Origin of the sequence: Nonomuraea sp. SYSU D8015, assembly GCF_008065375.1 — a bacterium.
Classification (GTDB): domain Bacteria; phylum Actinomycetota; class Actinomycetes; order Streptosporangiales; family Streptosporangiaceae; genus Nonomuraea.
In genome coordinates this window covers 101,721-120,836 of record NZ_VJYI01000012.1, presented here as the reverse complement: position 1 = coordinate 120,836, position 19,116 = coordinate 101,721, and the positions used below count along the sequence as shown (strand labels likewise).

Genomic DNA, 19,116 nt, shown 5'->3' with positions numbered 1-19,116 from the left:
TCACCCATGCCGATGCCCATCTGGTCCGCTGACGCATCGCGACACAACGCCGACGGTCCACGGACGCGCGCCCTCGCCGCCACCCAGCCGCGGCGCACACCAGCGGCACGCAGCCGAAGGCGACCCGGATGTCACGTCCGGGGGCGCACGCACCCCACACCGCCCGACCGCGCCGGGGGCGCGTGGAGCAGGTCCGCCCACCGGGTGGGTGCCGGCGGGCGGGTCAGCGAAAAGGGTGGGCCGGGGAATGGTTGGGGTCAGGGGAACAGGGCCCTGATGCGGGCGGCCTGTTCCAGGCGCTCGGCCGCGCTCTGCTCCTCCAGGGTGCGGGCCCGCGCCCCCTGGAGGAGTCGCTTGGTCGCGACGGCCGCGTCCCGATTGGTGGACAACAGCTGCGCGACCTTGTCATGTACGGTTTGCTCAAGGTCGCCCCGAACGACCACTTGTTCGGCGAGGCCGATCCGCATGGCCTCGTCCGCGTGCACGGTCCTGGCGGTCAGGCAGATGTCGATCGCCTTGGCCAGGCCCACCAACTCGACCAGGGGCTTGGTCCCGGTCAGATCGGGCACGAGGCCCAGGGCGGGCTCTTTCATGCAGAACGCGACGTCATCGGCGACGATCCGCAGGTCGCAGGCAAGCGCGAGCTGGAATCCCGCTCCGATCGCGTGTCCCTGCACCGCGGCGACCGAGACGATCTCGGGCCGGCGCAGCCACAGGAACCCCGCCTGAGCCTGACTGATGAGCTGCTCGAGGTCCGCGCCCTCGCTCGCGGCCGCCGAGCTGAACGAGCCCTGTCCGGGCACCCCCTCAGATGTGAACATTCGCAGGTCGATCCCTGCCGAGAAGGACGGTCCCTCACCTTTCACGACGACTACGCGCACCTGCTCCGGCAGGGTCTCGCCGATGCGAGCAAGCGCCGACCAGGTCGCGAACGTCTGTGCGTTCCGCTTCTCCGGCCGGTCGAGCGTGATCGTCGCTATCTCACCGTCCACCTCGAGGCGAAGCCCGATCTCTGCCAAACGCTCGGCAGAGACGTCCTCCGCATACCCCCCGCGCTGTTGCGCCTGCGCTTCCGCCATCGCCCGCTCCTGTTGTCTGACTGCTGTCCGTCGCGCCCGAGCCTACAGAATATGATTCTGCGGCCCGGGCGCGACGGCGGCTGACTAGGGACGGGCGGCTGCGGTCGCACGTTCCGAGGCGGCCGTCAGCGCTTGGACTTGCCTCGGGTCGCCCCGCCGCGCCCACGCAGAGTCACACCGGACTCGCTGAGGATGCGGTGGATGAACCCGTAGGACCGACCGGTGGAAGCGGCCAGTGCCCGGATGCTCTCGCCCTGGGCGTAGCGCTTCTTGAGATCGCCGGCCAGTTTCTCCCGGTCGGCCCCGGTGACCCGGGTGCCCTTCTTCAGTGTCTCGGCCACGAGTACCTCCTGTAGTGCCGGACTTCCGCAGCGTTACTCCGCCATGATCAGTCATTTCAGCGGGATCGGCTACCTACTCCACGGGAAAAGATCCGTACCCACTCAAATTAAGATCAGGCAAGTGCCACAAGATCGGAAAATTCGTCGCTCCATGCGTCTTCAGTTCCGTCCGGTAGCAAGATCACCCTATCCGGTGACAGGGCGTCAACGGCACCCTCGTCATGGGTGACTAGGACGATTGCTCCTGAATACGACCTCAGAGCGTTGAGAACCTGCTCCCGGCTGACCGGATCGAGGTTGTTCGTGGGCTCGTCGAGGAGGAGGACATTGGCGCTCGAGAGCACCAGCATGGCGAGCGCGAGCCGGGTCTTCTCGCCGCCCGACAGGACTCCGGCGGGCTTGTCGACGTCGTCGCCGGTGAACAGGAACGAGCCGAGCACCTTGCGCAACTCGGTGTCGGTGAACTCGCCGCCGGCCGAGCGCATGTTCTCCAGCAGGGTCCGGCCGGCGTCGAGGGTCTCGTGCTCCTGCGCGTAATAGCCGATCTTGAGGCCGTGGCCCGGCCTGATCGCGCCCGTGTCGGGCTTCTCCAGACCGCCGAGCAGGCGCAGGAGCGTGGTCTTGCCCGCGCCGTTCAGGCCGAGGATGACGACCCTGTGACCTCGGTCGATGGCCACGTTGACGTCGGTGAAGACCTCCAGCGACCCGTACGACTTGGACAGGCCCTCGGCCATGAGCGGGGTGCGCCCGCACGGCTGCGGATCGGGGAAGCGCAGCCGCGCGATCTTGTCGCTTTTACGCTCCTCCTCCGTGCCGGCCAGCAACCGGTGTGCGCGGCGCATCATGTCCTGCGCGGCCTTCGCCTTGGTGGCCTTGGCGCGCATCTTGTCGGCCTGGGCCAGCAGCGCACCGGCCTGTTTCTCGGCGTTGGCGCGCTCGCGCTTGCGCCGCTTCTCGTCGGTCTCGCGCTGGGCGAGATACGCCTTCCAGCCGACGTTGTAGTGATCGATCGCCGAGCGGTTGGCGTCGAGGTGCAGGACCTTGTTGACCGTCGCTTCAAGAAGCCCGACGTCGTGACTGATGATCACCAACCCACCTTGATGAGATCGCAAAAAATCACGAAGCCACCCGATTGAGTCGGCATCAAGGTGGTTTGTCGGCTCGTCGAGGAGGAGGGTTTCCGCACCACTGAAAAGAATTCGCGCCAATTCCACGCGCCGCCGCTGACCCCCGGAAAGCGTTTGCAACGGCTGCGTCAGCACCCTGTCCGGCAGGCCGAGACTGGAGGCGATGGAGGCGGCCTCGGCCTCGGCGGCGTACCCGCCCAGCACGTGCATCTGGTCTTCCAGGCGACCGTACTTCCTGACGGCCTTCTCCCGGGTGCGCTCGTCGGCGGAGGACATGCCGAGCTCGGCCTCGCGCAGCTCGCGCAGGACCTCGTCGAGCCCGCGTGCGGACAGGATGCGGTCGCGCGCCAGCACCTGCAGGTCGCCGGTGCGCGGATCCTGCGGCAGGTAGCCCACGCTGCCGCTGGTGGTGACGGTGCCCGCGGCGGGCAGGGCCTCGCCCGCGAGCACCTTGGTCAGCGTCGTCTTGCCGGCGCCGTTGCGGCCGACGAGCCCGATCTTGTCGCCGGGATTGACCCGGAACGAGGCTTTCTCGATGAGCAGGCGCGCGCCCGCGCGCAGCTCGACGTCATTGGCGATGATCATGGTGGCGGAACACTCCCGAGCTAGGAAACGAGGGATTGGGCGTGGTGCGACGCCGATCAATCGGGAGTATGCATACCGATCAGTGTAAGGCCCCGTGCGGAGGCCCCACCTCTGATTAACGTTCCGCCAGGTGCTCGCCGATCAGGGCGAGGTTGTGGATGGCGGCCAGGCCGTACTGGGCGGCGTCGTTGGTGCTGACGAACGGCGCCTCGCGCAAGGGTGACAGGACCTCGGGGCCGTCCACCAACATGAGCTCCCATTTCCCCTGACGCTGCAACCGGTTCTTGTTGAGCTGGTCGCCCTCGTCGAGGGCGAACTTCCGCCACGCCCACGCGGCGAGCTCGGCGTCGCCGATTCTGGCGGCCGCGTACGCGGTGAGCCTGCTGTGCGCCTGGATCAGCGAGATGCCGCTCAGCCGCTGCCCCGCCTCGGCCTCCTGCTGCTCAGGGGTGGCGAGGTAGAGGCGGCAGTAGTCGAGCCACGCCCGCTCGAACCCGGGCACGTCCAGGCGGAGCGCGATGAGCTCGGCGCAGATCTCCGGCAGCCCGAACAGCGACGACAGGTGCGAGACGGAGATCCTGTCGGTCGAGGTGTCGAAGCGCCCGGTCTCCAGGTTCAGCCGGGCCTCACCGGTCAGGAAGCCCTGCGGCAGCGCCCCGATGTCGGCCATCGTGCCCAGCAACCGGTCTCTGGCCCGCTCGTCGCCGTGGCGTTCCCATCGGGTCAGCCAGGCCGCCGCCAGCGAGCCCCAGTCGGTGCCGAGGCCGACCGACAGCGCGGCAGGGTCGGGGGTGTAGACGTCCTGGCGCACCTTGCGCAGCGGGTCGATGACCGTGAACGTCTCCTCGGGCACACTGAGCTCGTCCATCAGGTCGCCGGTGCGCTCGTCGGCGGTCAGGTAGTAGTGGAAGCGCCGGTAGGCGGCGTTGGAGATGCGCAGCTGCTTGCAGCTGCAGCCCCAGTGCTGGACGTTGTGCCTGCTGCCCAGGCCCTTCCACCTGCCCAGGTGGTAGACGTCGACCTCGCCGGTGTGGCGGGTCATGGCCTCGGCGAAGCGGAAGACGTCGGACCGGCCGGTGCGGAGGAACTGCAGCCACAGCCACAGGTCGGGCGAGAGTTCGGAGTTGTCCCAGGCGTAGCCACCGATGTCGTAGCGCCAGGTGTGCCGGTCGTCGTCGTAGGTGTGCATGACGTCGCCGTAGTCCCAGAACCCGTACCAGCGGCGCTGCTCGCGCTCCAGGACGTACAGGTCGAACAGGAAGTCCAGGCGGTCCTCGATCTCGGCGTGCGCGGGCGTGGAGCGGTCGGGCAGCTCCCAGACGCCGAACACGCCGGCCTGCTTGATCCGCTCGGGGGACGCGGCCAGCAGGCCCGGCTGGTTCATGGCGGCCGCGTAGGCGGCCAGGTCCTCGGACGGCGGTGTGGCGTCGAGGGCGCGCAGCGTCAGCTCGTGCGTGCGCGCGATGCCATACGGGTCGCCGAAGCCGGGCTCGTAGTCCTCGTACGTGATCTCCAGGCCTTCCAGCTGCTCGGCGAAGGTGTCCTGGCCCATGCCGTCGTGGTAGAAGCGCAGGTCCATGGCCGGGGCGGAGGGAGACCACAGCCAGACGGTCGCCGTGGCCAGGCCGGTGGCGGCGTTCCTGACGTCGAGGCGGGTGGGGTGAAGGCGCCAGAAGTCGCGCAGGCCGAAGCCGAGTCCGCCGCTGACGCCGCCGAGGTATCCGTAGCCGGCCGAGCGGGTGCCCGCCGGGATCGTGACCCACGCGTGGCCTTCGGCGGTGCGTTTGCGCAGCGTGAAGCCGTCGGCGGAACTCTGGTCGAGGGTGTAGTCGTTCCAGGCGGGAATGAGGTGCAACCGGTTGGCGACCTCCGGGTCCATCTCGCCGCAGGGTCGGCCGGCGACCTGCGCGTGCCGTACGGACTCGCCGGGGTCGCGGCGCAGCCCGGTCAGGCCGCGCACGGCCTCGGTGAGGAAGCCCTCTGCCCCGGCGAGACGGATGTGCCGGTCGTGAAGCTCGTCGTGCATGACCACGTCGGCCCGCAGGCCGAGCCCGGCCAGGAAGTGCCGCTCCGGGTCGCCGTCCCAGACGAACGTGTGCATGATGCGCACGTCCTCGGCGCCGGCGTAGAAGTACAGGCGGACGGTGAAGGGCAGCCAGTCACCGTGCCGGCCCTCCAGGCGCACGACGGCGCGCACGGGGCCGTCCTGCTCGACCGTGACCCGCTCGACCACGCCCGTGGCCTGCTCGCGGGCCACCGGTCCGCCCTCGTCGGGCGTGGGCTCGCTCTGGCGGAGGCTGACCAGGCGGACGACCTTGGCGATCTCACGGCTCCCGCGCGAGATCGAGCGGGCCAGCGTGCCGCCCGCCTCCTCGATCGTCCAGGTCACCACGCCCGTGCCGACCGTCAGCACGCCGCCCTCGCGGGTGACGGTGACGGGGGTGGCGGGGGCGGCGGGTTCGCGGCCGGGCTCCAGCCGGTAGTCCTGGGAGGCCGGACCGGCGCCGATGGCGTGGGCCGACCACTTGATCGAGCCGTCCGGCCAGGTGGCCGTCACCCAGCTCTGCACAGGCACCTCGCGGCCGTCCGCGTCGGTGAGCGCGAACGGCGCACCCGGCTCGACCGCGCCGCGCGGCCACGGAACGCCCCAGGTCACCCCCTGCTCCCCCGGTCGGTCCAGCCAGCGCAGTGCGGTCATGCGAGCTCCTTCATCTCCTTCAGCCGCTCGGCGACGATCCTCGCCACCTCGTCGGCGCCGTGGAAGCAGAAGTGGGTGTCGTCGGCGATCCCGTCCGGGTAGAGCGGGTGCGCGCCGGGCGGGAAGTGCGTGAACAGGGCCTTGGACCCCTCCGGGCCGAGCCGCTCGTACAGCTCGGTGGTGGCGGCGGTCAGGTCGATCAGCGGCACGTCCTCGGCGGCGGCCAGCACGCGCACCTGCTCGGGGTAGTCGCCGTGCGTGGGGACCAGCCGGTCGCCCTCCCACCGGCGCCGCTGCACCGGCGTGCACAGGACGGGCCGCGCCCCGGCCGCGCGCGCCTCCTTCACGAAGGCGCGCAGGTTGTCCTGGTACGGCAGGCCGGGATCCTTCTGATCGTTGTGCCCGAACTGGATCACCACCAGGTCGCCGGGCACGATTTCGCGCAGCAGCGCCGCCCACAACCCTTCGGCGCGGTGGCTGGCCGTGGTGGCCCCGCCCTTGGCGAAGTTGCGCACCGGGCGGCCGGCGAAGGCGCCGAGCTGGGCGCCCCACCCCGACATCGGTGCCTCGAAGGCCGGGCACGAGGCCACCGTCGAGTCCCCCGCCAGCAGGATCGCAGCCCTCATTCCTTGACCGACCCGATCAGCACACCCTTGACGAAGTGCTTCTGCAGGAACGGGTAGAAGCAGAGGATCGGCAGCGTGGCGATGACCACGACGGCGAACTTCAGCCCCTGGGTGGGGAAGAACACCGTCTCCATGGCCGACAACGCGTTCTGCGCGTCCGCGCCGGTGAGCTGGCGGACCAGCACCTGCAGCGTCCACTTGCTGGAGTCGTCGATGTAGAGCAGCGGCGACATGTAGTCGTTCCAGATGCCCACGGCGTAGAACAGCGAGAACGTCGCGATGATCGGCTTGGACAGCGGTAGCACGATCTTCCAGAAGACGCCCATCTCGGTGCAGCCGTCGATGCGCGCCGCCTCCTCCAGTGCCTCGGGCAGTTCCTGGAAGAAGCTCTTGACGATGATCAGGTAGAACGGGTTGATCGCGAGCGGCAGGATCAGCGCCCAGTAGCTGTTGAGCAGCCCCAGGTCGCGGACGACGAGGTAGGTGGGGATGATGCCGCCGCTGAACACCACCGTGAAGATCACCAGATTGAGCACCAGCGCGCGGCCCGGCAGGTACCGCTTGGCCAGCGGGTAGGCCATGGTGAGCGTGAGCGCGAGCTGGATGACCGTGCCGACGAGCGTCACCACGATGGTCGTGAGCAGCGCCCTGATGAACACGTCGGTGGCGAAGATGTACTCGTAGGTGCTGGTGACGAACTTCTCCGGCCACAGGAAGAACGTCCGCGAGGAGATCTCCGACTCGGAGGCGAACGAGCCCGCGAGGACGTACAGCAGCGGCAGGAGCGTGATCAGCCCCAGCCCGACGAGGGCGGCGATGTTGATCGCGTCGAAGATGCGGCTGCCCACAGAGCGGTATTGGTTGACGGACATATGCGCTCCTAGAACAGTCCGCGCTGGCCGAGGCGCTTGGCCAGCCAGTTGGAACCGAAGATCAACAGGACTCCCGCCACACCCTTGAACAAGCCGACGGCGGTCGCGTAGCTGAACGCGCCCTGGTTGATGCCGACGTAGTACGTGAAGGTGTCGAAGACGTCGGCGGTGGCGCGGTTCAGGTTGTTGGTCATGAGCCAGATCTGCTCGAAGCTCATGTCGAGCAGGTTGCCGGACATGAGGATGGCCATGACGACGATCGTCGGACGGATCGCCGGGAGCGTGACGTGCCACAGCTGCCGCCACCGTCCCGCGCCGTCCATCCTGGCCGCCTCGTACAGCTCGTGGTTCACCCCGGCCAGCGCCGCCAGATAGATGATCGTGGTCCACCCGGTGGTCTTCCAGAGCGTCTGGAGGATGATGATCGGCCGGAACCACTCCGGCTGCGCCACGTAGTCGATCTTCTGCCCGCCCACGATCTCGTGGATCCAGCCGGCGAGCACGCCGTAGTCGACGGAGAACAGGATGTACGTCAGCGACGCGACGATCGTCCAGGACAGGAAGTGCGGGATGTAGATCAGCGACTGCACCGAGCGCTTGAGTATGTTGATCCGCAGCTCGTTCAGCATCAGCGCCACGATGATCGGCGCCGGGAAGACGAAGACGATGTTCAACAACGCCAGGACTAGCGTGTTGTACATCAGACGGCCGAAGTCGGGCCCGGTGAACAGGTCTTCGAAGTGCTTGAAGCCCACCCATTGGCTGCCGTTGTAGCCCAGGAACGGCACGAAGTCCTGGAAGGCGATCTGCAACCCGCGCATAGGGACGTACTTGAAGACCAGGAAGTACGCCAGCCCGGGGATGAGCAACAGGTACAGCCATCGGTAGCGCCACAGCGCGCGGCCCCTGCTGGGCTTGCGCCGGTCTACCCTGGCCGCCTTGACCGGTGGCGGCGCCAGGTCGGTGGCCACTCGGCCTCCTTCTTTCTAGGGGAGGGGCCCGTTGCGGGCCCCTCCCGGGTCACATCACTGGCCGAGCTTGGAGACGAGGTCGTTGATCTCCTGGGCGATCTGCGTGCCGCCGCTGTCGTACCAGCGCTTGATCTCGGCCTTCAGCTGATCCTCGGTGATCTGGCCGGCGAGGTACTTGATGCGCGCGTCGGTGACGATGGGGTTGAGCGTCGCGCCCTTCTCCACCGCGGTCGGCGAGACCACCGGAAGGCTCGGGTCGAACACGGCCGTCTTCAGGTCCTCGGCCACGCGCTCCTTGCGCTCGGCCAGGTCCTTCCGGTACGGCTCCTCCGGGGGAACGCGCGGGTAGGCGATACCGGCGGTGCCGGTGCTGGCCTGGGTGCCGAGCTGGATGAACGCCTTGTCGACGTCGTCCTGGAGCTGCTTGACCTTGGGGTCGTCCTGGTTGATCAGGACGGCTTCGCCGTTCTCGACCTTGAAGTTGCGGCCCTCGATGCCGTTGGTGAGCAGGATCTGGCCTTCCTTGCTGGCCAGCTTGTCGAGGGTCTTCAGCAGCTCGTCGAGCTGGGCATCGGTCCTCACGCGCTGCTTGGAGACGGCCAGGATGTCCTTGTAGCCGCTGAACGGCAGGGAGAACTTCTTGCCGTCCGGACGGGAGAGGTTTCCGACCGTGAGGACCTTGTCGCCGTAGTTCTGCGGGTCCTGCTCCTTGAGCAGGTCGAGCAGCTGGGTGGTGCGCACGTCGACGTCGATGATGATGCCGCCCTTGCCCTGGACGAACGGGTCGTTCCACTTGGCGGTGTCGAGCGTGTTCCAGTCGGGGTTGACGAGGCCCTCGCCGATCATCTTCTTCATGAAGCGGTTGGCCTCGAAGAACTCGGGCGTGTCGAACTCCGGCACGAGCTTGCCGTCGCGCTCGCCCCAGTTGTTCGGGGCGCCGAACCAGACGTCGATCACGTTGAACGGGCTGGAGGCCGCGAAAGTGGTGCCCGGCCACTTCGGAATGATCAGGCCGTAGGTGTCCTTCTTGCCGTTGCCGTCCGGGTCCTTCTCGGTGAAGGCCTTGGCGATCTCGTAGAGGTCGTCGGTGGTCTTGGGCGCCTCCAGGCCGACCTTCTCCAGCCAGTCCTTGCGGATCATGACCGCGGAGCGGAGCAGCGGCCTGGTCCGGTACGGGCCGTAGATCTTGCCGTTGATCGAGGAGTTGAGCAGGACCTTCTCGTCACCGACCAGGTTCGGGTACTTCTTGATCTTGTCGGTGAGGTCCCAGAACGCCCCAGCCTGCGCCGCCTTGCCGAACGCCGGCGACTTCGGATCGACCACCATGACGTCGGGGATGTTGGAGGAGGCCAGCGTGACGTTGACCTTCTCCTGGTATTCCGCGTTCGGGACCCAGGTGACCTTGATCTTCTTGCCGAGGAATTTCTCGATCGCCTGGTGCAGCTCCCCCTGAGGGCTGGGAGCGGTGCCGAACAGCTGGGTCATGAAGGTGATGGTGTCGGCGTCGGCCTGGCTCGACTCGCCGCCACCGCCGGTGCCGGAGCAGGCGGATGCCAGCAGGGCCGTCGTCAGCGTTAACGCACCAGCCATGAGGCGACTACGGGATGCGCTCATAGGTTCCCTTTCGAATGCAGGCGAGCCTCGTTCTCCTCGAAGAAGCGCAGGCAGAGCCAGGTGTTGATATAGATCCACGCGCCGATGCTGATCACCGGTGCGAGAACGGGCACCGTCGTGGTCGCATAGACGATCGCCCAGAGCGCGAACATCAGCAGCACGGTGGAGGCCGGCCGGGTCAACGCGAGAAGCGACGCCTTCGGGATGTAGCCCCAGAGCGGCAGCTCGTAGTGCGCGTACAGCGGTCCGATGTACGCCCCGACGGCGGCCAGGACGAGCAGCGCCGCGAACGTCGCGATCCGCAACGCGCCCGATCCCGGACCGAGGACGGAGAAGTACAGGTAGTTGCCCACCAGCACGGTGGCGACCAGCGCCATCGGCAGGACGAGCAACGAGGCCCGGACGAACTCCCGTCGGTAGACGGCCCAGAATTCTGTCCAAACCTGAAACGTTTCATTACGGGCGTGCCTCCGGGCCAGCGTGTACGCGGCCACAGTGGCGGGCCCGAGCCCGAGGATCACGCCTCCCGCGAGGGTGAAGACGATCCACATCAGGTTCAGCTGAACCGCCCAGATGAGCTCTGAGCAGGCAGCTTGAATCCTGATCGACATGGCGGGATGGTTCATCCGGCACCACCTTCTCGTGGCATGTGCACGGATACGGGGGTGGGTTGTTGCACCGTGGTTCCTGCCTAGTTACAAGCCAGTGAACGGCGGTTGGTGCGAAATTAGTGTTGAATCGACTCAAAGTCAATGACGGAACACGCGGAGATTTTGGTACTCGCCGATGAGCGGAGCCATCTGGCGGAAGCCGATTTTGCCTCCTGCCAGGGCGGAGCCGCCGATCGAGCCGTCGTCCTGCCAGCGGAACGAGACCAAATCGTTGATTGAGAAGGTGATCTCCGACCCCTTGACGTCGAGGCGGATCGCGTACGGGCCGTCGGCGTCCAGCGCCGCCGGCAACGGGTCCGGGCCCTGTGCGACCAGGTGGAAGCCGTGACTCTTGCGCAGGTTACAGGTGTGTAGGGCGCGTTCGGAGGCCCACATACGGCGGAAGTAGGAGACGTGGTAGGCGTCGATGTCGCCGTGGTGATACTGCTCGTACGGGCCGGTTCGGGCGGCCAGGGCAGGGTCGAACAGGTCCTCGCCGTTCCTGCCTCTGGCATGGAAGAACATGATGGCCAGGCCCGGCTCCCTGACCGGCCAGAAGTCCCACTCGACGCGGATGTCCGCCGGGAACTCCTCGGGACACCAGAGCACCAGGTTGGCCGCCTGGCCGTCGGAGGGCGGCCGCAGGCTCTCCAGCCGCATCCGGCCCTGCGGGAACGACAGCGCGCCGTCACCCTCCATGCGGAAACCCTCCAGGTCGTCTGGGGTGGCGAGGGGGTTGCTATAGATGATCTCGGGCAACGGGGGTTCCTTCCGGTGGGCACGCCGGCAGGGGCCCTCACCCCTGGAAACGGCATGGCCCGGAATCGGTTGCGGGAAAGCGGTGGAGCGTCAGGCGTCGCGGCGCATGGCGCTGGACTCGCGGACCACCAGGTCCGGCTGGAAGATGACCTGTCTATGGCGATGTTGCTCGGGCTCGGCGACCTCTTCCAGCAGCAGGTCGATGGCCGTGCGCCCGAGCAGCTCGCGCGGCTGCCGCACCGAGGACAGCGGCACCGCGGCCGCCGCGGCGAAGTCGATGTCGTCGTATCCGATGATGGCCAGGTCGTCGGGCACGCGCAGCCCGTGGCTGGCCATCGCCTGTAAGAAACCGAGCGCCATCATGTCGTTGGCGCAGAAGGCCGCGGTGGGACGTTCGGCGGGGGGCAGCGCCGCCACGCGTTCGCCGATGGCCCGCCCCTCGGCGACGGTCAGGGCGGGCGCGGTGGCGGTGAGCAGCTCGACGGCGCCGTCGGCGGCCGCGACGGCGCTGGCGACGCCCGCGTGCCGGTCGGCCACCTGTTTGATGGACGGCGGCCCGCCCACGAACATGATCCGCCGATGCCCGCGTTCGATGAGGTGGGCACCGGCGATCTGCCCGCCGAGCCGGTCGTCGACCGCCACCGAGCACTGAAGCCCGGTGGCGGGGCTGTCGACCAGCACCACGGGCGTGCCCCTGGCGATCAGCTCCTCCAGCCAGGTGTTGTCCGTCTCGACCGGGGTGATCAGTATGCCCATCACCCGCTGCTGTTCGAGCTGGTCGAGGTGGCGGCGCTCGCGGCCGGGGTCGCCGGCGCTGTTGCACAGCACCACCATCGTGTCGTGGTCGTCGGCCACGGACTCGGCGCCCTGGGCCACGTCCACGAAGAACGGGTTGGCCACGTCGAGCACGACGAGCCCGACCGTCCTGCTGCGGCCCACCCGCAGGTGACGGGCCACTTCATTGCGGACGAAGCCGAGCTTCTTGATCGCTTCGAAGACGCGTTCGCGTGTGGCGGGGGACACGATCTCGGGGCGATTGAGCACGTTGCTCACCGTGCCCACCGAGACGCGCGCCAGCTGCGCGACCTCCTTGATGTTCCTGGTCGCCATCGATCCTCACGAGGCCGTGCTGCTGAGAACTCGCTCATCATAGCGGGGTTCAAGATTCTTTTGAATCGTCTCAAAACCTCAAATCGGTCACGACGGCGATGTTGCCGCCACGGCCTTCATGCCGTCGAGCATCAGACCCAGGTATTTCACGGGGCTCGCGGCCACGGGCGCGGGCAGCCGGTCGGGGTGGCAGGTGAACACGTTCAGGAGGTGGATCAGGTCCTCCACGCCGACGTCGGCCCGCATCGAGCCCTCCGCCTGCGCCCTGCGGACGAGGGCGTCGAACTGCTCCACCCACCGCCCCCGCGTCCGCGCGAACTCCTCCCGGTCTGCGATCGCCTCCTCGGGGAGCTCGGCCAGCGCGGTCGCCAGGGCGGCGCGGCCCGGCTCGGCGACCCAGGCGACGAAGTCCCTGATCGCGCTCCAGGCGTCGGACGTGCTCGCCGCGGCCTCGTCCAGGGCGCCGGCCATCGTGTGGACGTAGTGGTCGCCGACGGCCGCGATCAGCGCGTGACGGTCGGGGAAGCGGCGGTAGAGCGTGCCGACGCCGACTCCGGCGCGCTTGGCGATGACCTCCATGGGCGCGTTCACGCCGCGTTCGGCCACGACCTCGGCGGCGGCCGTGACGATCTTGTCCAGGTTCCGCCTCGCGTCCGCACGCATAAGAGACTCCAAAAGTGGACGATCCTATTCCGCTTAGTGTAGCGTCCGACTAACCGGAATTCGATATTCCACTTAGGAGGCGCAATGATCGTGGTAACCGGTGCCACCGGCTCCATCGGCCGCGCGCTGGTCGAACGCCTACGCGGGCACGACGTGCTCGCCGTCGTCCGCCGGCCCGCCGACGACCTGGGGTGCGACTACGCGCTGGCCGACTTCGACGAGCCGGAGACGATCGGAAGGCTGCTCTCACCAGGCGACCGGCTGTTCCTGAACAGCTCGCTCTGGCCCGGTTTCGTCGCGGCCCATCGCGCGGTGATCGACCTGGCGGCGCAGGCGGGCGTGGCGCAGGTGGTGACGGTGTCCGTACGCGGCGCGAAACCGGGGCAGAAGCTCGGCGGCGGCATGCACGGCGAGGTCGACGCCCACCTCAGGAGGTCGGGCGTGCCGTGGTCGATCCTGCAGCCGACCGGGTTCATGCAGAACCTGCCGCGCGACGTCCAGGACGGCCGCCTCTTCGGCTCCTACGGCCCCAAGCAGGTCAACTACATCGACGCCAGGGACATCGCCGAGGTGGCGGCCACCCTGCTCACCCAGCCCGTCGGTCCGGACAGCGACTACGTCCTGACCGGGCCGGAGTCGCTGTCACACGACCAGATCGCCCAGGAGATCAGCGCCGCGCTCGGCCGCCCGGTCCGGTACGTCGACCTGCCGGTCCCAGAGATGGCCGCGCACCTGGAGCGGAAGGGCTTCCCCCAGCCATACGCCACCGACCTGGCCACGCTGATGGCCGAGACCGGCGACGGCCGCTGGTCCAGCACCACCACGACGGTCGAGGATCTGACGGGCCGCCCGCCCCACCCCCTGTCCGTCTTCCTCGCCGACCACAGGGACGCGTTCTCCTGACCGACCGCCCCGCACTCCCCCACGGCCGCCGTGATCGGCATGCGGGGAGTCGATCTCCGACGTCTTCCTCAGCCCTGCGGGCCTCCGGCTCTGCCGGTCGCCCCGGATGACACCGGCAGCGTGAGGCACTGCTGTGTTCCCTGGCGGATGAGTGGATAAGGCTGCCCTGTCTCGTCAACGGGGATGATCGCGCCGCTGGCGGGGAAGCAATCCTCCGCAACGGATCCGACGCCTTGGGCACGGTTGTAGTACACCCGGATGGGCCTGGTCGCGTCCGCCGTGTCCGTGCGGTAGGTGTTCCCTGACAGGCGCAGTTTGGTGCCGCAGTAGTTGATCTGCCCGTACGGCTGGCCCCTGGGCGCCGCGTGCGGGATGAAGACGTCGTTGTCCTTTACGGTGATGTCCTGCCCCCACACGTGTCCGGCGCTGCACGTCGCGCCGGGAGCGCCGGAGAAGAAGGTCATGTGCCCGAAGACGGGGTAGTAGAGGCTTTCCGGAGGCGCCGGCAGGAGGGTGCCACGGATCGTGTTGCCAACGATCCGCATCACCGGCGGCGCGTCCTGGCACAGGAACTTCGTCCCCTGACCTTTGATGACATTGTCGCGCAAGGTGCTGGAGAAGGCGGGATCGGTCTGCCGCTGGACTCGCCGCGCGATGGGAGACGGGTCACTCGCCAGGTCCTGCAGGTGCCGTACCCAGACCGGTGAGGTCAGCTGGATGGAGGATCCTGCGGTGACACAGTACAGGGCGAAGCCGTTCTGGCTGTCGAGCGTGGAGTCCTCCACGACGCCGCCGACGATGCCCATGCCGACGACGTCGCCGCTCTTGCCGAGCGGGTTCTACAGGAACGAGTTGCGCACGGTGACGTTCGCCGTGACCTCTCCGTGCGCCATGGCGATTCCGCCGCCGAGGTTGCCGGTCGCCCGCACCCGGTCGAACAGGATGTTCCCCGTCATCCCGACGGTGTCGCTGCAGGCCGCGTCAATCGGCCTGCCGGTGCCGGGGTCGATCGGAGTCCACTCCGCGTCCCTTATGAAGAGATCCCGGAACTTGACGCCCGTTCCGCTGATGAGGAGAATCCGTATTCGTTCCTTTCGCACAGGGTGACGCTCAGGTCGGACTGCGTCATCTGTTCGACGTTGCCATCGATCTCGAATCCGGAAATGGTCAGATCGTTCGCGTTCTGGAAGGCGAACGGGGTGAACTGGAACTTGTCCGCCTCCATGAACTTTCTGTCCGGCGAGCAGGCCGTCTCACTGACCCTTTTCTCGAAGTCTCCCTTGACCTCGATCTTCGCGCCACGCCCTCTGATCTCCACGTCCCGGCAATCCTGGTAAAGGATGCTTTTGGCCCTGAGATCGGTGGAGAATTGCGTGGCCAGATCGACGATCTTGTCGATGTTGTAGACGCCCGGCGGGTAGAGCAGGGTGGTGCCCGGGTGGGCGCACAGGTGGTCGGCGGCTGCCTGCATCGCCGCGGAGTCGTCCCGGCCGTCGGCCGGGACGGCGCCGAACTGCAGCACCGAGACGGTCCTGCGCCGGGTCGCATCCGGCTCCGCCGCCACCGGGAGCGCTGTTCCCACCACCACAGTCGCCACCGCCACGGGCACCGTCATCCGTCACCATCGCCGCGCCGATTTCTGCCCCATCCATTGCCCCCTTCCCGTCAGAGGGCCATGCGGATGCGCACCTTTTATCCCATCTGACGGATCCCTGTTTTCCCCCGGCCGCCAGCATGCTATCTGACCTTTTCCACATTTACGGGAAGTGCTGCGGTGTGTTTTGCCGCGAATAATGGGCCGCGTTGCGGATTAGTCGCTCTTCGACTTCATCGGGCTATGAGGGCTATGTCGCGGCGGGCGAACGCGGGAGGCGTTCGACGGAGTCGGCCAAGGGTGGGTCCACCACCCGGATCCGGACGGCGCGGAAGGACGCCGGCGTGTCGCGGAGCACGGCCAGTTTGGGATCCGGCACCACCAGGAACGGCTCGGCCTCCAGCGCGAGCAGCGGGGCAAGGCGCCGGTCGCCGCGCAGGGCGTCCACAGCGCGGCGGTCCCCGCCGAGCACCACCGCGTCCAGCTCCCCCAGGTGCGGCGACAACACCCGCACCGCCGTCTCCACCGCGTCGTCGAACGCCTTGTCCGCCTGGTTGCGCCGCCGCCTGGCGAAGCGCTGCTGCGACCAGCCGCCGGCCGCCGTGCGGCCCTGCACCAGCCGCGAGCCGACCTTGGACGCCACCAGCGCCGGACCGTGGAAGACGCCGGCCGCGTAGCCGCCGAGCCGCACCAGGAACACCCCCACCCGCCGCTCGGCCCGGGCGTGGGCGACGAGGTTGCTGACGTGGGGCGGGCCCGGCCGCATGGGCGGGAAGGGCACGTGGAGCTCGGCCAGGGCACCGTCGGCGGCGCTCAGCCGCACCACCTTGCCGTCGCCCGTCGCGGAGAAGGGCCCGTGGCGTTCGGCGAAGCCGTCGATCCACGGGTGCACGCGCTCGGGCGGCACGGTGACCCACCGGCCACCACCCTTGGCCGGACGCGCACTCATGCCTCGAAGGCTAGCGGACCGTGGGACGGGCGACGCATCCGCAGGTCAGCCGCGCCCCGGATACCGAACCGGATTCCCCTCTCAGTTAGTGGGGAACTAAAGCGTAAATGTCGGTTAATTTTGTTTCGCGGGCCTTCTGTGACTCCAGATGATGGCCGGATGATCTGAGGGTGTCCTCCCTGCTCACCAGCCCCCTGGTGGACCTCGACACCGGGGCCGTCATCGCCAACCCCGCCGTCGTGGACCCCGCGGGCACGCTCCGGGCCACGCCGCTGCCCATGATCCTGGAGCTGCCCGTCCACGTGGTGCTGTCGGGCGCGGGGGCGCTCGCGCCGTTGCACGAGGCGCTCCGCCGGGCGGGCAGGCATCCTCGCGAGGCCATCCTGCTGCTCACTGGAGCGTGCCACGAGCAGGACCGGCCGCTGCTGAAGATCGGGCTCAACGGCCTGCGATCGATCGGCTACCTGCTGGGATTCGCCGACGTGGGCTCGTCCGGGGCCTCGCTGGAGGTGGTCACGGACTCCTCGCCGTACCTGCTGGCCCTGGACCCGGAGCTGGTGGCTCGGATCCCGGCCGACCACCGGGCGACCGCGGTGGCACGGTCGGTGGTCACGCTGGCGCGCGGCATCGGCGCGCACGTGATGGCGCCGGGCGTGGAGCGCGAGTCACAGGTCGCGGTGGTCCGCGGCCTGGGCGTGCGGCTCGCGCACGGCCCCCTGCTCGCGCCGGCCCCCGACGGCAAGGTACGGGTGCCGCTCCCGATCGCCGGCGCCTCGCCGGACGCGGCCGTCCTGGGCCCGCGCGTTCAGGAGCTGCTGATCCCCGCGGTGACCTTGCCGGCGGAGGCGAAGGCGGAGGAGGCCGTGGAGGCGTTCGGGCACGAGCCGACGATCACCAGCGTGATCCTGGTGGACGAGTTCCAGCGGCCCAAGGGCAGCCTCGACCGCAGCCGGTTCCTGCTGTCGTTCGCGGCTCGGTTCGGCCACGCCCTGCACGGGTCGAAGCCGGCTCACCGGCTGGCCGACCCGCCGCGTACGGTCCCGCGCACGACCCCGGCCATCGCGGCCATGCAGGCGGCGGGCAAGGACGCCGGCCGCGTCTACGACGACCTGGTCGTGACCGACGAGATGAACCGCTGCCTGGGGATCGTCCGCGTCTCCGACCTGATCAGGGAAGTGGCCGCGGTCAGAAGCTGACGAAGGCTCTCCGGCCCGATATGAAAGACGCATGCGCCTGAACAGACGGGCCCTCCTCGGCACGGGGGTGCTGGCCGGGGTGGCCGCCTGCACGCCCGTGCCCGCCACGCCCGCGCCGACCCCGAAGAAGACGACCTTCGACCCCACGGACTGGGTGTCCGTCCGGGCCCAGTTCATGCTGGATCCGGCGTACGCGCAGTTCGCCGCGTTCGTGCTGGCCCCGGCTCCGGCGGCGGTCCGCGAGGCGATCGGCAAGCACCGGGACGGCCTGGACGCCGACCCTGAGTACACGCCTCCGGGCAATCCCGACCAGGGGATTCGCGAGGTCGCCGCCCACTACTTGGGCGGCCGGCCCGGTGATGTCGCGCTGACCGACAGCACCACGATGGGCCTCGGCCTGCTCTACTCCGGCCTCCGGCTGCGCCCGGGCCAGGACGTGCTGACCACCGAGCACGACTTCCTCGCCACCCACGAAGGCCTGCGGCTGCTGACCGAGCGCACGGGCGCGAAGGTGCGCAGGGTCCGCCTGTACGACGACCCGGCGAAGGCCTCGGCCGACCGCATGGTGTCGGCGATCAAGGACGGGCTCGGCCCGCGCACGCGGGTGGTGGCGATCACCTGGGTGCATTCCAGCACCGGCGTCCGCGTGCCGGTCCGGGCCATCGCCGACATGCTGGCCGAGGCCAACAAGGGCCGCGACGAGGGCGACCGGGCGCTGCTGTGCGTGGACGGGGTGCACGGGTTCGGCGCGATGGCCGACGGGGTGGCGGACCTGGGCTGCGACTTCCTGGCCAGCGGCACGCACAAGTGGCTGTTCGGCCCGCGCGGCACCGGCATCGTGTGGGGCAGGGCCTGGGACGCGCTCGCCCCGATCATCCCCAGCTTCAGCCAGGCCGCCTTCGAGGCCTGGCAGAGCGGCGGGTCGCCGGGCGCGAGCACGGCCGAGCTGGTCACGCCGGGCGGCTACAAGGCCTTCGAGCACCGGTGGGCGATGCCGCAGGCGTTCGCGTTCATGACGGCCATCGGCAAGGACCGCGTCCAGGCGCGCACGCAGGAGCTGGCCGCCAGGCTGAAGGCGGGGCTCAAGGGGATCCCGCACGTCACGCTGGCCACGCCGCAGTCGCCGGAGCTGTCGGCGGGGCTGGTGTGCTGCTCGATCAGCGGCATGCAGCCGTTGGAGGCGGTGCAGCGGCTGCACGGGCAGAAGATCGTGACCAGCGTGACGCCGTACAGCGAGCCGCTGCTGCGCTTCGGCACCAGCATCGTTACCACGCCCGAGCAGGTGGACCAGGCGGTCAAGGCGGTGGCGGGGCTGCGATGAAACCTGGTGGACGGCAGGACGTGCCTGCCGTCCGGCGGCGGTCGCCGTTGCCCCCGCG

At 68.7% G+C, this 19,116-nt stretch carries 18 protein-coding genes; 3 read left to right on the top strand and 15 right to left on the bottom strand.

The features are described from left to right. Positions 1 to 257: 257 nt before the first annotated feature. The 12 genes from ID574_RS38375 to ID574_RS38320 form a co-directional block, all read right to left on the bottom strand. A complete protein-coding gene (locus ID574_RS38375) occupies positions 258 to 1,079 on the bottom strand; it encodes an enoyl-CoA hydratase/isomerase family protein (protein ID WP_188193922.1) in 822 nt (273 codons plus the stop codon). A gap of 125 nt (positions 1,080 to 1,204) precedes the next feature. Then, positions 1,205 to 1,420, bottom strand: coding sequence for a helix-turn-helix domain-containing protein (locus ID574_RS38370; protein ID WP_125642298.1), 216 nt, complete (start codon positions 1,418 to 1,420; stop codon positions 1,205 to 1,207). A 113-nt stretch (positions 1,421 to 1,533) separates the two neighbouring features. Beyond that, positions 1,534 to 3,132 (bottom strand): ribosomal protection-like ABC-F family protein, encoded by a 1,599-nt coding sequence (gene abc-f, locus ID574_RS38365; RefSeq protein ID WP_188193921.1) that lies wholly within the window; start codon positions 3,130 to 3,132, stop codon positions 1,534 to 1,536. A 115-nt stretch (positions 3,133 to 3,247) separates the two neighbouring features. After that, positions 3,248 to 5,830, bottom strand: coding sequence for an exo-rhamnogalacturonan lyase family protein (locus ID574_RS38360; protein WP_188193920.1), 2,583 nt, complete (start codon positions 5,828 to 5,830; stop codon positions 3,248 to 3,250). Further along, complete coding sequence (locus ID574_RS38355; RefSeq protein WP_188193919.1) at positions 5,827 to 6,456, bottom strand: rhamnogalacturonan acetylesterase; 630 nt, start codon at positions 6,454 to 6,456, stop codon at positions 5,827 to 5,829. The genes ID574_RS38360 and ID574_RS38355 overlap by 4 nt, the downstream gene beginning before the upstream one ends. Beyond that, positions 6,453 to 7,328: a carbohydrate ABC transporter permease gene (locus tag ID574_RS38350; protein WP_188193918.1), complete on the bottom strand. Its 876-nt coding sequence runs from the start codon at positions 7,326 to 7,328 to the stop codon at positions 6,453 to 6,455. The genes ID574_RS38355 and ID574_RS38350 overlap by 4 nt, the downstream gene beginning before the upstream one ends. Before the next feature lie 8 nt (positions 7,329 to 7,336). After that, the gene (locus ID574_RS38345; protein WP_223167510.1) at positions 7,337 to 8,299 is read right to left on the bottom strand and encodes an ABC transporter permease; all 963 of its coding nucleotides are present in this window, start codon (positions 8,297 to 8,299) and stop codon (positions 7,337 to 7,339) included. Positions 8,300 to 8,353: 54 nt separating this feature from the next. Next, the gene (locus ID574_RS38340) at positions 8,354 to 9,889 is read right to left on the bottom strand and encodes an extracellular solute-binding protein (RefSeq protein ID WP_223167509.1); all 1,536 of its coding nucleotides are present in this window, start codon (positions 9,887 to 9,889) and stop codon (positions 8,354 to 8,356) included. Between the two features lie 20 nt (positions 9,890 to 9,909). Continuing rightward, a complete protein-coding gene (locus ID574_RS38335; protein ID WP_223167508.1) occupies positions 9,910 to 10,539 on the bottom strand; it encodes a YesL family protein in 630 nt (209 codons plus the stop codon). A 123-nt stretch (positions 10,540 to 10,662) separates the two neighbouring features. Beyond that, positions 10,663 to 11,322 (bottom strand): DUF1961 family protein, encoded by a 660-nt coding sequence (locus ID574_RS38330; RefSeq protein WP_223167507.1) that lies wholly within the window; start codon positions 11,320 to 11,322, stop codon positions 10,663 to 10,665. 90 nt (positions 11,323 to 11,412) lie between these two features. Beyond that, entirely contained in the window at positions 11,413 to 12,432 is a 1,020-nt protein-coding gene (locus tag ID574_RS38325) for a LacI family DNA-binding transcriptional regulator (protein ID WP_188193916.1), read from the bottom strand. An 87-nt stretch (positions 12,433 to 12,519) separates the two neighbouring features. After that, the gene (locus ID574_RS38320; protein ID WP_188193915.1) at positions 12,520 to 13,095 is read right to left on the bottom strand and encodes a TetR/AcrR family transcriptional regulator; all 576 of its coding nucleotides are present in this window, start codon (positions 13,093 to 13,095) and stop codon (positions 12,520 to 12,522) included. A gap of 84 nt (positions 13,096 to 13,179) precedes the next feature. Between ID574_RS38320 and ID574_RS38315 the strand changes: the two genes are divergently transcribed. After that, positions 13,180 to 13,998, top strand: coding sequence for an NmrA family NAD(P)-binding protein (locus tag ID574_RS38315; protein ID WP_188193914.1), 819 nt, complete (start codon positions 13,180 to 13,182; stop codon positions 13,996 to 13,998). A 68-nt stretch (positions 13,999 to 14,066) separates the two neighbouring features. Here ID574_RS38315 and ID574_RS38310 read toward each other — a convergent pair whose 3' ends face one another. The 3 genes from ID574_RS38310 to ID574_RS38300 form a co-directional block, all read right to left on the bottom strand. Continuing rightward, the gene (locus ID574_RS38310) at positions 14,067 to 14,804 is read right to left on the bottom strand and encodes a hypothetical protein (protein ID WP_188193913.1); all 738 of its coding nucleotides are present in this window, start codon (positions 14,802 to 14,804) and stop codon (positions 14,067 to 14,069) included. Positions 14,805 to 15,028: 224 nt separating this feature from the next. Continuing rightward, positions 15,029 to 15,613 (bottom strand): glycoside hydrolase family protein, encoded by a 585-nt coding sequence (locus ID574_RS38305; protein WP_188193912.1) that lies wholly within the window; start codon positions 15,611 to 15,613, stop codon positions 15,029 to 15,031. A 229-nt stretch (positions 15,614 to 15,842) separates the two neighbouring features. Further along, the gene (locus tag ID574_RS38300; protein ID WP_188193911.1) at positions 15,843 to 16,541 is read right to left on the bottom strand and encodes an acVLRF1 family peptidyl-tRNA hydrolase; all 699 of its coding nucleotides are present in this window, start codon (positions 16,539 to 16,541) and stop codon (positions 15,843 to 15,845) included. 170 nt (positions 16,542 to 16,711) lie between these two features. Here ID574_RS38300 and ID574_RS38295 point away from each other — a divergent pair, with 170 nt between their 5' ends. Together ID574_RS38295 and ID574_RS38290 are read left to right on the top strand one after the other, a co-directional pair. Beyond that, positions 16,712 to 17,737, top strand: a complete 1,026-nt coding sequence (locus ID574_RS38295) for an EAL domain-containing protein (protein WP_223167506.1) — start codon at positions 16,712 to 16,714, stop codon at positions 17,735 to 17,737. A 31-nt stretch (positions 17,738 to 17,768) separates the two neighbouring features. Beyond that, positions 17,769 to 19,058 carry an aminotransferase class V-fold PLP-dependent enzyme gene (locus ID574_RS38290; RefSeq protein ID WP_188193910.1) on the top strand — a complete coding sequence of 430 codons (1,290 nt, stop codon included), beginning with the start codon at positions 17,769 to 17,771 and terminating at the stop codon, positions 19,056 to 19,058. Positions 19,059 to 19,116: the final 58 nt, after the last annotated feature.